Source organism: Gloeotrichia echinulata CP02 (assembly GCA_038087035.1).
Classification (GTDB): domain Bacteria; phylum Cyanobacteriota; class Cyanobacteriia; order Cyanobacteriales; family Nostocaceae; genus Gloeotrichia; species Gloeotrichia echinulata.
The window spans coordinates 1932135-1945349 of the sequence record CP051187.1 but is presented as its reverse complement, the minus strand read 5'-3'; the positions used below and the strand labels follow the sequence as shown (position 1 = coordinate 1945349).

General features: G+C 41.9%; 11 protein-coding genes and 1 pseudogene. 6 read left to right on the top strand and 6 right to left on the bottom strand.

Annotated features, from left to right (window positions below):
- Window positions 1-22 precede the first annotated feature (22 nt).
- A complete protein-coding gene (locus HEQ19_08580) occupies window positions 23-1327 on the top strand; it encodes a transposase (protein WYL99575.1) in 1305 nt (434 codons plus the stop codon).
- A 174-nt stretch (window positions 1328-1501) separates the two neighbouring features.
- Complete coding sequence (locus HEQ19_08575; GenBank protein ID WYL99574.1) at window positions 1502-2077, top strand: Uma2 family endonuclease; 576 nt, start codon at window positions 1502-1504, stop codon at window positions 2075-2077.
- 75 nt (window positions 2078-2152) lie between these two features.
- Here the strand turns inward: HEQ19_08575 and HEQ19_08570 are convergent, their stop codons facing one another.
- Window positions 2153-2761: a hypothetical protein gene (locus HEQ19_08570; GenBank protein WYL99573.1), complete on the bottom strand. Its 609-nt coding sequence runs from the start codon at window positions 2759-2761 to the stop codon at window positions 2153-2155.
- Between the two features lie 127 nt (window positions 2762-2888).
- Here HEQ19_08570 and HEQ19_08565 point away from each other — a divergent pair.
- Window positions 2889-3035 (top strand): annotated as a pseudogene (locus tag HEQ19_08565) (Uma2 family endonuclease).
- A gap of 123 nt (window positions 3036-3158) precedes the next feature.
- Entirely contained in the window at window positions 3159-3563 is a 405-nt protein-coding gene (locus HEQ19_08560; GenBank protein WYM03313.1) for a Uma2 family endonuclease, read from the top strand.
- Here HEQ19_08560 and HEQ19_08555 read toward each other — a convergent pair.
- Together HEQ19_08555 and HEQ19_08550 are read right to left on the bottom strand one after the other, a co-directional pair.
- Window positions 3560-4651 (bottom strand): aspartate carbamoyltransferase catalytic subunit, encoded by a 1092-nt coding sequence (locus tag HEQ19_08555; GenBank protein WYL99572.1) that lies wholly within the window; start codon window positions 4649-4651, stop codon window positions 3560-3562. The two genes, HEQ19_08560 and HEQ19_08555, sit on opposite strands and share 4 nt — an antisense overlap.
- Before the next feature lie 265 nt (window positions 4652-4916).
- Complete coding sequence (locus tag HEQ19_08550; protein WYL99571.1) at window positions 4917-5474, bottom strand: PadR family transcriptional regulator; 558 nt, start codon at window positions 5472-5474, stop codon at window positions 4917-4919.
- Window positions 5475-6219: 745 nt separating this feature from the next.
- Between HEQ19_08550 and HEQ19_08545 the strand changes: the two genes are divergently transcribed.
- Window positions 6220-6369 (top strand): hypothetical protein, encoded by a 150-nt coding sequence (locus tag HEQ19_08545; GenBank protein ID WYL99570.1) that lies wholly within the window; start codon window positions 6220-6222, stop codon window positions 6367-6369.
- A 17-nt stretch (window positions 6370-6386) separates the two neighbouring features.
- Here HEQ19_08545 and mgtE read toward each other — a convergent pair whose 3' ends face one another.
- Together mgtE and HEQ19_08535 are read right to left on the bottom strand one after the other, a co-directional pair.
- Complete coding sequence (gene mgtE, locus HEQ19_08540) at window positions 6387-7739, bottom strand: magnesium transporter (protein WYL99569.1); 1353 nt, start codon at window positions 7737-7739, stop codon at window positions 6387-6389.
- A gap of 975 nt (window positions 7740-8714) precedes the next feature.
- A complete protein-coding gene (locus HEQ19_08535) occupies window positions 8715-9095 on the bottom strand; it encodes a hypothetical protein (protein WYL99568.1) in 381 nt (126 codons plus the stop codon).
- Between the two features lie 229 nt (window positions 9096-9324).
- On the opposite strand from HEQ19_08535, the gene HEQ19_08530 reads away from it, so the two are divergent.
- Window positions 9325-12528, top strand: a complete 3204-nt coding sequence (locus HEQ19_08530) for a glycoside hydrolase family 15 protein (protein ID WYL99567.1) — start codon at window positions 9325-9327, stop codon at window positions 12526-12528.
- A gap of 134 nt (window positions 12529-12662) precedes the next feature.
- Here HEQ19_08530 and HEQ19_08525 read toward each other — a convergent pair whose 3' ends face one another.
- Entirely contained in the window at window positions 12663-13115 is a 453-nt protein-coding gene (locus HEQ19_08525) for a DUF29 domain-containing protein (GenBank protein ID WYL99566.1), read from the bottom strand.
- Window positions 13116-13215: the final 100 nt, after the last annotated feature.

Genomic DNA, 13215 nt, shown 5'->3' with positions numbered 1-13215 from the left:
TCATCAAGGAGGTGATTAAGTAATGCTGGTTTTAGAGTACAAAGTCAAAGCTAAAAAGCATCAATACGATGCAATTAATGAGGCTATCCGTACAACTCAATTCATCAGAAATAAAGCTATACGCTACTGGATTGATTCGCCAAAAGAAGCCAAAATTAATAAAATTGCTTTAAATAATTACTCAACAGCGTTACGCAAAGAGTTTAAATTTGTTGAGGAATTAAACTCAATGGCTTGCCAAGCTGCAACTGAACGAGCATGGTCTGCTATTGATAGGTTCTACCAGAACTGTAAGAAGAAGAGGCAGTGCGGTCTTGGGGTCTCCCCAAGTGGAGCAACTGCCGTAGTAGCAGGTAAAAAGGGCTATCCCAGATTTAAAAAAGATAACCGTTCGGTGGAATATAAAACCTCTGGATGGTCGTTAGATCCAAGTAAAAGACGCATCACATTTACTGATAAAAAAGGTATTGGTGAAGTCAAGTTACTTGGTAAATGGGATATCCAAACTTACCCAGTTAAACTGATTAAGCGTGTTAGACTTCTCAAAAAAGCCGATGGATTCTATTGTCAATTCTGCATTAATGTAGATATTGAATCTGAGTCTAGAATTGCTGACGGTGAAATAGGTCTAGACGTTGGTCTAGAGTTTTTCTACTCAGATTCAAATGGTAATCATGTAGAAAACCCTAGATTTTTAAGAAAAGCTGAGAAAGCAATTAAACACGCTCAGAGACGGATTTACAAAAAAGAGAAAGGCAAAAACCAAAGAAGAAAAGCACGAAACAGGTATGCTCGAAAACATTTAAAAGTAAGTAGGCAACGGAAAGAACACGCTCTTGAATTGGCGCGTAACGTATGCAAAGCTAACGCTTTAGTAGCCTATGTTCGGCGAAGCCGTTGCCGAAGGCTAAATTTGAATGTTAAAGGCATGGTGAAACATCACTGTCTAGCCAAGAGTATTAATGATGCATCTTGGTCACTTTTCCGCAGTTGGTTAGAATATTTTGCGGGTAAATTTAACTCACAAGTTGTTGCTGTCAATCCGAGGTTGACATCCCAAAAATGCTCTGGTTGTGGTGTAATTGTGAAAAAATCCCTCTCAACTCGTAGCCATGTATGTAGTTGTGGTTGCAGTTTGCAGAGGGATGTTAATGCTGCAAAAAATATTCTGAATCTTGTCTCCGACACGCTCCGCGATGCAAAAGCTAGGGTAGGGCATACCCAAAGTAACGCTTCAGGAGTCGGAGTCACTACACTAGTTGGCGTAAGCCTGCTAGAGCAAATTCTGACGATGAATGAAGAATCCCCCGACTTTACGACTAAGTGAGCGTAAAGCCTTCGGCATAGCTTCTCCTTCGGAGACGCTCCGCGAACGCTTACCGCGCAGCGTGTCCGCAGGACTCAGCGATACTTAGTCAGTCGGGGGAGTGTCAATACGGCTACTTACACCATTCCCGAATGATCGATATAAACTATATTCTGCTAGTTGTTGACCCAAAATATGGTAAAGTCTACCATCACCATTCCCCAAAGCTTCAAAGTCAGTCACGAGCAATTCCAAGAACTTGCGGGTGTAAACCGTGACTTAAGGTTAGAAAGAACTGCTACAGGAGAGTTAATCGTCATGCCTCCCACTGGCAGCGAGACAGGTAATCGGAACTTAGATATTGAAGGACAACTCTGGCTATGGAACCGTGACAAAAAGCTAGGGAAGGCTTTTAACTCTTCTACGGGATTCCACTTACCAAATGGTGCAAATCGCTCACCTGATGCAGCTTGGATCAAATTGGAGCGATGGAACGGACTGACGCCAGAAGAAAAAGCAGGTTTTGCTCCCATCTGTCCAGATTTTGTTGTAGAGTTGCGATCGCCCTCTGACAATATAGAAACCCTACGCACAAAAATGAGGGAATATATGGAAAATGGAGCAATTTTGGGATGGTTGATTGACCCAAAAAACCAAAAGGTCGAGATGTACAGGCTAGGTCAAAATGTGGAAATATTGGACAATCCTGCTAATTTGTCAGGAGAAGATGTATTACCAGGATTTGTCTTAGATTTGACGGAAATTTGGTAGTAAACCAACATTTGGGCGGGTTTGTTGGGTATTGAAACCAATTTGTTGGCTGGGATTAAAATTTTGAGGGTTCATTTAGCTTAAAATTATACCAAAGAGAACAGAAAGCACTAAATTTAAATCGCTAGGAACGGCGTATGTGTTGATATCTTTATAAACTATTTTTTCCTGGCGTTGGAAAATGCCAAATTTCCAGGTATCTCCTGTTGTCACGGTACCATAGAGCATTGGAACTGTTGAATCAGTCCATTGATCAAGGGCAATCAATTCTACCGCCAGTTGGGTAAAACCTCTTGCTAAATCGGCATTTTTCGCTTCAATCACTAACAAATTTTGTTCAGTAGGAATAAAATAATCAAAACTGCCTTTGAGCCAATTGCTGACTTTGACAGGATATTCAATTTTCAGTGGTACTTGAATAAATTTACAAATAGTTTTGAGCATCGGAAAGATCAGTGCTTCACGTCTAGCTATCTCGGAAACAGGATCTACCAACGTGAGATTTTCTTGCAGTTCTCTTCTCAGTGGTTCTGGATCAATTGGTAACTGCTGTGGCAGTTGGAGTGAGCTATTATTAAGGGTAACACCAAATTCAGCTAGGATATCGGCGCTATCGTAGGCTAATTCGGCATATTTGCTAAAGGTATAGCTCTCGGATGGGTTCAGAATCTTGGCTTTGCTCATAAATTAGGCGATCGCCAACCCACAGTATATATTGCTGGTTCATTTTTTTTGCTTCTCATCAATATTGTAATCCTTAGCGACTGATCCACGATATAATTTTAATGGCTATTCCGGCTAGGTGTAGGTTATGAGTCCTTTGACATTAAATTTAGACACCGTTCATCTGACAGACGAACAATTCTATCAGCTATGTCAAAATAACCGCGAGTTGAAATTTGAACGAACGGCTAGCGGAGAGTTAATTATTATGTCCCCCGTTGGCGGTGAAAGCGGTATAGCACTTCCTATTCAGATGAGGTACAAAATTGTATCACGCGATGTAGGGGCACGGCACTGCCGTGCCCTTACCGATGTACCTCACTAGGGCGAGAAACGCTATAATCGAGAAGCAGACTTAATTATTGATCTGGGAATCTGGAATCGGCAAACGGGACTGGGTTATACTTTTAGTTCTTCTACTATATTTAAACTACCCAACGGAGCTGATCGTTCCCCCGATGCGGCTTGGATTCAACGGGAACGTTGGGAAGCACTCACTCCTTACCAAAGACGCAAGTTTCCCCCGATAGCACCGGATTTTGTGATTGAATTAAGGTCAGCAACCGACGACTTAGATACCCTACGCCAAAAAATGCGAGAATATATGGATGCAGGGGTGCTATTGGGATGGTTAATTAACCCCCAACAGCAGCAAGTGGAAATTTATTGCCCAGGAAAAGACGTGGAAGTGCAAAATCTCCCCACAGAATTATCAGTGAAAAATGTATTGCCAGGATTTGCTTTGAGTTTATCCTGTTATTAGGCTTTACCACTGCCGATTAAATACAGCAGTGCCATACGCACAGCTACACCACTGGTAACTTGCGATTGAATTAGGCTAAATTCTGGGTCATCCATTAATTCTGAGCTAATTTCCACACCACGGTTAACTGGTCCGGGATGCAAAACTTTGACGTTGGGCTTACATACTTGTAGTTGGTTGCGTGTAATCCCAAACAAATGATGATATTCTCGCAAACTTGGCAGTAAATGAGCAGTCATGCGTTCCTTTTGGAGACGCAAAGTCATGACAAAATCAGCGCCACACAACGCTGGTTCAAGATCCCAATGTAAAAATAACTGACGATTTATCAGGGAAGTATGGGGGTTGGGGTAGAGATGACCTGGGGGGTCATCTCTACGGGGTTGGGGATTAGGAGTTTGTGATTCTATATTAGCATAGCTTTCGGAAAAATCTGAAAAATATTCAGAAAATAATTTGGGTAACAGGGTGGGGGGTGCCGCTAGATGCACTTGGGCACCACAGGCAGTTAAACTCCAGATATTCGACCGGGCTACGCGAGAATGCAGAATATCGCCAACGATCGCAATTTTTTTCCCCTTTAATAGTTCCACCCTGGGACTAGTTGGGTCAATTAAAGTACAGATGGTAAATAAGTCTAGCAGGGCTTGGGAAGGATGCTCATGTTGACCATCGCCAGCATTGAGAACACTGACTCGTACACCTAGACGATCCATTTCCTGGGCGATCGCATTCGGTACCCCCGCCTCGCGATGGCGAATCACCATAATATCAGTTCCCATCGCCAAATAAGTCTTGGCCGTGTCGAGTATTGTCTCTCCCTTGGTCATCGAAGAAGTAGCTGCTGCGAAGTTCAGGGTATCAGCACTTAGGCGTTTAGCAGCGATTTCAAAGCTACTGCGAGTGCGCGTAGACGGTTCAAAAAATAAATTCGCCACCACCTGTCCCTGTAAGGTTGGCACTTTCTTCGTCCGTCGTGATAGCACCTCTTGAAAACTTGCAGCAGTTTGCAAAATAGTATTGTACTCAACAGCACTGAAGTCCGCTAGGGAAAGAATGTGATGACGATTCCAGGTGGTAGTAGGCATAAATAACTATCAGTTTTTGGTGTGCATCTGTCGGGCAGAGGGTTAAAATGCTTGATGAGGGTAAGTTCACGCTTATCCCCTATGAGTCAAGAATCCCACTCCTTCTGGGAGTGCGAGTGTCAAATATGCAGAGGCAATAATACCACCTGTCTTCTATCGAAACAGATATCTTTAAGAGAACTGATTAATCCTTGGGTTTGTCAGGACTTTAGTCCTGAAGACAAAGTAATCACCGTAAACACAGTCAAGGTAGTATGGCGAAGTACTATGTTTGTTTCGCCATCTGATTTAGTTTAGCTAAGGTCTCGTCACACCAACCAATCAGAGCCTGAGTCACATGCAGCTTGTAGCTAGCTGTCATTAGCCAGTAGGTAGCGTTCAGGCTCTCTGCCTCTTGCATTTTCACATCTTCTACTAGAGCTATGTACTTTTGTAGCAGTTTTTGTTGCTGATGGCGAAATTGTTCCAAATGACGAATATTGTCGCCGACAGTCATCTGGTGTCCAAAGAATAGCTTTAACAAAATCTCGATTCTGTCTACTTGCGGATCAACAGGTGTCGTCAACCATTGTTGCAACTCTTTGTAGCCTTTGTCTGTGAGCATATAAACGTGGCGATCTGGCTTACCAACTTGCGCCTCAACCGATTGAGTCGCCAGTCCTTCAGCCACCAATCGTTTCAGTATGGGGTAAATTTGGCCGTAGCTCTCATTCCAAAAGTTGCTGGTATTGGCTTCAATTTTCTTTTTGATGTCGTAACCCGACTGGGAACCAAAGCTCAATATTCCCAGGATAGCGTACTTGCTTTTGTTTTCTCTTGACATTATGCTTTTAAATTATATAGCTTCAAGATATAGGAATAGATTTTTCATGCGTTATTCGTCTACGCAGTTGATGATTTTTAGTTGAAAATAAACACTGAAAACTAGAAATAGTTCAGTGGATACGCGCAAAACATACTGGTTAGGGTCGTCATGGGTCATTGGTAAGTGCTTAGGGAGTATTTACGTTTTGCAATATAGTTTGGTTTATTATCGGTGATTTACTTAAGTTTCATAATTGGTTGTGGGATTTTTCCGTGATTAACTGACTGGAAAAAGTTCTGAGTAATTGAGGGGAAGGTGCAAGTAAAAATAATACTCGCTAGTCCCTAGCCCCTAATCCCTAGTCTCTTTCTCATAGCCAGAGAATAAGCTAAAAAACATCAAATTTGCATATCCATCTATTTTTCTCCAACTCTTGTGAGCGCAGCAGCAAGTTGCTTTGCTTGTCAAAGTTATAGCAACCGCCCTTGGGCATAATGATCACCCTAATGATGGAAGTCAAATGTTGAACAGCATATTTCACCGTAGCTAATCTTTGGCAAACATTCACAAAAATTCATGAGATTATTGAGAATGTGAGTGTGATTTTAGCTTAGTTTGCTGATGATTAAACCAAGGTTATACCATTTTGGATATGGGTTGTGTCAATCCATCGGACGTCAACATTTTTCTCAATGGTATTAATAGCACAAAATCAGCGATTGCTCTGGAAAATATACAAATGATGCATTGAGAAATGCAGCTAATGTCTGTCAAGGGAATCAAAGAACTAGGGCAAGATTTCAGTTCCTTAGCAGCAAAAGTGCATAATTTCAAGCATAATCTTTCATCAAGACGCCTGATGGCGGATGCGCCCAAGAAAGCCGGAAGGACTCGTCAAAGGCGCGAAACTTAGCCATAATTTTCGCCAGATTATTGTGGTAAATGGAAGACCTTCAAAGCTAGAGAAATCAAGCTGAGAAAGGTTAAAAACCCGATAGTATCCAGCATTGTTGTCACTAACGGACCACTCACCAAAGCAGGGTCAAGCTTCAGTCGCTTCAAACCCATTGGTAGTAAAGTGCCAAGTGTAACAGCTACAATTGTGTTGGTTGCCATGACCATTCCCGCCACTAAAGCTACCCATCGCTCTTGAGGGCGGGCCCAAATCAGGGAAAGCAAAATCATCGTCACCGCTAAAGCCAAAGCAGTTCCTAAACCAGCACAAAGTTCTTTGTGAAGAATTTTGAGCGTATCTTTGGGCGTCACCTCACCCACACCTAAACCGCGAATTGTTACCGTTAATGCTTGAATCCCTACAGTCCCACCGGTATTAGAAAAAATCGGCATAATAACTGCGAGAACCGGCACAGCAGAAATCACTGACTGGAAGGGAGCGATCGCACTGGCTGCACCAATATATAGTCCCATAATGCCCAATAACCAAGGCAAGCGTTTCAGAATCGTAACTTGGGGAGGAGATAAAGCAGCTTCATCGCCACTGACACCCGCCAATTTTTGAATATCTTCTGTTGCTTCCTCTTCCATGATATCGATGACATCATCAATTGTGATAATGCCGACCAATCGGTCTTCCCGGTCAACTACGGGGATAGCGATTAAGTCATAGCGCTTCATGATTTGGGCGACTTCTTCCTGAGAAGTTTCCGTTCTCACCTTGATGACGCGATCGCTAGCAATATCTCGGATGAAAACCTCGGGAAAAGTAAATAGCAGCTGGCGCAGAGATACAACACTAACCAAAGTCCGATTATTGTCTGTGACGTAGGCGTAGTAAATCGTCTCCTTGTCTTCATCCTGACGGCGGATTTTACTTAGGGCTTCGCCTACAGTTAATCCTTCCTGTAACCGGACATATTCCGTCGTCATCACCCGTCCGGCGGTACCTTCTGGATAACCTAGTATAGTCGCGGTTGCTTGTCTTTGTTCTGGACTCAGTTCCTGTAATAATCGTTTGATTACCCCAGCAGGTAGCTCGTCAAACAATTCGGCGCGTTCATCAGGACTCATGGCCTCTACAAGTTGCACTACCTGGACATCATGGAGAGAATTGATCAATTCTTCCTGTACTTCTGTCGGTAGATATTCAAAGACATCAATAGCTTGAGCCTTGTTCAGCAACCGGAATGCGATCGCCCGCTGTTTTTTAGACAATTGTGTAATGTACTCCCCGACGTCAACGGGTTGTACATGATTTAAATCCCATTTGAGCTGGTTTAAGTCAGAAACCTCAACAACTGAATTGCGAATGTCTTGTATGAGCATAATACCTCCTATGGTCTCCCCCTCGCTGGGATACACACGCTCACCAGCTTAGAAGAGGTTAATATTGCCGTCTTGTGGACTTTGGTCCATAAAATTCAACAATTCAATATCGATATCTAATCAGGCATCACTAAGTCATAATACTAACCCGGAATAGTGTAATCCGGTAGATGCAAGTATCAGTGTACAAAATATGTGGTCTTCCACACAAGTAACTTACTCAAAGCCCTGATTTTCGTTTAATTAAAGTAGATTTTACTACTCTTTAAGTCTGTGTCAAGCCAATAAATGAATTTATTCCGAAACTTCACAAAGTCAAAAATAACACCACACAATGAGTGCTATTTATTTTAATATCAAAAGTTGTAGTATGTAAATATACTGAATATTAACACCCTTGTTCAGGCAAATATCTAGTATTATTACTTCTACCACTTTGAGCCAAAATCTGTTTAAGCGCTATTAAACACTTATCAGGCTGTTAAATCTCATCTACTTGGTTTGACTTAACACAATATTTCCTAAGTCCCTATTGTTAGGAAATTAAATTTATAGCTCGTAGTTGCGCTTCATCTCTATTAGCAAGGCTTTCCCGCTCTTAAGCGCAACTACCAACCTCAAGACTACGAATTTACGCAAAACTACGAACCTTTACCAGAAAATCTGGGTTTCGGCTCATAAGCTAATTGGGCGCAGCGTCACTGGTGGCTTTTTTGTCATCTTGATTGACGAGGTAGCACAGCGTAGGGGACACCTGTTATAGTCCACACCAACCAGCAGATATCTTGCTTAAATAACAGGATAACAATTATCCCAGACATCTGACAGAAACCCCGTGACTTTTCGCAATACATCATCATTGGTTGACGCCAAATTATCTGTAGGGTGCGTCAGCGACGAGAAACCCTGGAAACACCAAGAAAATATTGATACTGACGCACCCTACTAACTACCTACGTTAATACTCATTTAAAGTTATTCAAAGAGCGGCGATTGCTCAATTACAAACCATTCGTGATATAAAATAGCCAAGAAAAAATTTTCGCCGACAACGCGATCGCACACAGCCATAAAGCCGCAGAAAAAGGGGTCATCATCAAAAGTTGTATCCTTGAGGAATAAAGTCAAGGAATTGCCGTCAAAACTAAAAACTGAACGCCAAATGGTAATATTGGCGTGATGGGATTTGTCAACAGGTAACAGGACAGGGTGTCCCTCAATCATGATAAATTCTGGCTGGGAGTAGCGAAGAACTCCAGCCCAATCTTCTGGTCCTTCGTGTTTTTCGATAATCCGATCCCATCGAACGGACTTGATTTTTGCTAACGCTTGCTGCGATAATTCAGCCAATTTCATTTTTAATCACGGCTGGTCTAATGGTCTATTATATAGTCTAAGCGCTTATAAGCTCTGATACTTTTGACAAGAGTCAATAGATAATTTTTGGCAGAAATCTCCCATTTTGGTTATGGTTCATTAACAATTTCGTGATTTGGTGCCTAGGAACACGAGATAATAAAAAATTGAGACCCCCCTCGGCTGTAATTCCATCGGTCGAATTCCCCAAGTCGCTCAAAATAAAATCATGAAAACGTCCAGCGAATTGCAAACTCATCTGGAGAATTACTACCAGCAAATCAAGACAATCATTCTTAAACGTCAAAATCCGATTACTGGTTTGCTACCTGCGAGTACAGCGATAACAGCCCACGGTGATTATACAGATGCGTGGGTACGAGACAACGTTTATAGTATTTTGGCTGTTTGGGGTTTAGCACTTGCCTACCGCAAGGTTGATGAAGATCGAGGACGCACTTATGAGCTAGAATGCAGTGTGATTAAGCTGATGCGCGGGTTGCTGTTTGCTATGATGCGACAGGCGCATAAAGTCGAGCAATTTAAACATACTCAATCGCCATTGGATGGGTTACACGCCAAGTACAACACCGCTACGGGTGATATTGTTGTTGGTGACGATGAATGGGGACATTTACAAATTGATGCCACATCTATATTTTTACTGATGTTGGCGCAAATGACCGCTTCGGGATTGTCAATAATTTATACGCTTGATGAAGTTGATTTTGTCCAAAATCTAGTTTACTATATTGGACGCGCATATCGCACACCAGATTACGGGATTTGGGAACGGGGTAACAAAATTAATCATGGTAGTGCGGAATTAAACGCCAGTTCTATAGGTATGGCTAAAGCCGCCTTAGAAGCCATCAACGGACTAGATTTGTTTGGCGTGCGTGGTAGTCAAGCATCCGTGATTCATGCGCTACCAGATGAAATCGCCCGCACCCGAATTACATTAGAATCCTTATTACCGAGAGAATCTAGTTCCAAAGAAATTGATGCGGCATTGTTGAGTATTATTAGTTATCCGGCTTTTGCGGTGGAAGATGTAAATTTACGCGATCGCACTTTTAACGATATCATCAACAAACTCCAAGGAAAATACGGCTGTAAAAGGTTCCTGCGCGATGGACACCAAACCGTTTTAGAAGACACCCAACGTTTGCACTATGAACCGTGGGAACTCAAGCAATTTGAAGATATTGAATGCGAATGGCCGTTATTTTTTACTTATTTAGTTTTAGATGGATTGTTTCGCGGCGATAAAGAGCAAGTTAAAAAATATCAACAACTCCTAGATTCATTACTCGTAGAACAGGATGGCTTGCTGTTATTACCAGAACTATATTATGTGCCATTAAAAAACGTAGAAGCTGAAAAATTAGCACCCCAAACTCAGCCCCGATTGCCCAATGAAAATATACCACTTGTGTGGGCACAAAGTTTATATCTTTTGGCGCAAATGTTAAGTGAAGGCTTAATCGCGGTAGGGGATATCGACCCATTGGGTAGACATTTATGTGTCGGGAAAAATCGCGAAGCCTTGGTACAAATTGCCTTAATCGCCGCCGATGAAGATTTACAGAAAAAATTAGAAGTCCACGGAATTGAAACCCAAACACCCAAGCAAATAGCGCCAATTCAAGTCAGAAATACCGAAGAACTATCAGATATTTATGCCCAAATTGGTCGCAACGATAAACTTGGTTTAACTGGACGCCCGATCCGCAGGCTGCGGAGTTTAACAACAGCCAGAATTTTTCGGATTCACGATAAAACAATCGTGTTTTTGCCCTCAGTTTTAGACTATCAGCAATTTTACTTAACCTTTGATTACCATTTTTTGGTCGATCAAATTAGAAGTGAACTCAGTTATATTCAAAAATATTGGAGCGATTTAGGGCGTCCCATCCTCACCTTAATGTTGACCCACACCATGTTAGAAATTGGTTCTCAAGCCTTACTAGAACTGATGGAAGAACTGAGAAATGGTGTATGTAACAACGTGCGGGTAAAATTAGGCAGACTCAATCAGCTAATGTTAACAGCAGCCACAGAACGGGTGAATCTTCTAAAAACACAATTACCTTCCTCGGAAGTGAAAAATGCGGGATTGCGTTGCTGTTATCTGGCTTATCATGCTAATAAAAATTGGCTATTAGGACATACCCAAGAATTTCAGATGGAGTGCGAAACCAACTTGGGAATGTTACTTTCTTATTTGCGGTCATCAGAAAATCTCTACGAGCAAATTGAATTATTACAGACTTTAACCCGCTTGCAAGGACTAGAGTTTGATACCGGCTTTGGTGGACCTAGAAATCCTGTGAAAGTGGCAGATTTACTAGATGAAGTGTACACCAGAGCGGGGGAATTAAGCATTTGGACTGTAGTGCGACGCGCTGCGGGGTTGAGACAAATGGCTGATATCAGCTTGTCGGACGTAGTGACAAGTATTTTGGTGCGAGGTAAACAAATCGCCGTAGGTAAAGCTTACACCGAAGCCTCAGTCATTACCGTACCCATATCCCACAGCGAAATAGTCGAAAAAATCAATGAATTTTGCCGTGAAGATATTCGCGATCGCGTACTCACCCAAGAAATTCTGATTTATCTTAGCAGTTTAATCAAAGCAGAACCAGAACTATTTCGAGGACTGCTAACCTTGAGAGTTGGCTATCTTATCTTATTAATTACTAGCGAAATCGCCAGAGAATTAAAACTCACTCAAGACGAAGCATACGAAAATTTGATGCAACTTTCACCATTTGAAGTGAAAATCCGCCTACGTCAGGTATTAACTGGATATAGCGGAATGAGAGATTTATTACGTCAGCAAGAATCACTCCACGTCAAACAAAAAGAAAGTGACATTGATTGGGTAATCATCCCCACAATAGCCGAAGATATAGAAACACCATCAGGCGGTTGGCGACGGTACCGCCAAGCCGAAGGAGCGCTCAACCGCGTACCCAAAGGATTTTTTCAACAAGTTTGGCTAGTAATGCAACATTGCAAAGGCCTAGTAATTGGTGATAAACTAGAACGACGCAATCGCTTGGATAGTGAATTAATGTTGTCAGAAATGACAGCAGGAGAAAAGAATTTTGCCTTACGCATCGAACATCTGCTGAATAAAATCGAAGCCCCAGAATATCGCCAAGTTAATATCGAAGCCATGATAGAATTAGCAGCGATCGCCTCCAATAACCCCAGCCTGCAAATCGAAGAATATATCGTCTTAGACGTATTAATCGGTCATGCCGTCAGATTAGCATGGTTAGAACAACATCCCGAAAAAGGCGATCGCTATGACGAAGACAAAGGTTTAGCCTGGCGATCATTTTACAATACCTCTCCGAGAGATTGCGCCAGTTATATTTTAAAGGCGTTCCGCTTCTTGACCGAGTTTGTCAAAGATTTTTAACTGTAACCTTTTGACATATTACAAAAGGTAAATATACCTCAAATCCTTACCAATGACAAATGACAAATGACAAATGACAAATGACAAATGACAAATAACAAATGACAAATAACAAATGACAAATGACAACCGTATCAATCAAATTCTGTTTCCATACCAACAGGAAAACTGGAATCAAAAATCTGCCCAATTGTATAAGGACAGTCAGAAGGTAATACTTTTTTCTTGATGGATGTTTCAGCCAGCATCAAATCTAATCCTGACACAAAACCTTCTATTGCTGCTAGATCTAAGTATGATTTCAGACTGGGATTATCTCCCAAAAGCTTTTGAATCTCGCGCCTTTGGGTATTAATTGTCACCTGCCAACTTCGCGTGCGCTTTTCTGGCTGATATTCCCATTTGAGCAAATGTCCAATCAAAACACCCAACCGATTTTCTAGTTCTCGTCTTTCCTGTCTCCCCAAAGATGCAATTTCCTCAGCTAAATTTGCTAGATCCAGTTCGTTAAACTGACCAAGACGCAACCGTTCGGACTGTTCTATCGTCCACCGATAAAAATCCGTCTCATACAAACTAGCTTCCATATTTTTACCGCTGAAGTTTCGTTATGGCTGCGATAGCAAAGCTTGCTGCAAGCATCACATATCTTAAACTTTGACACAATATGGTATAATTGCCCTTTAT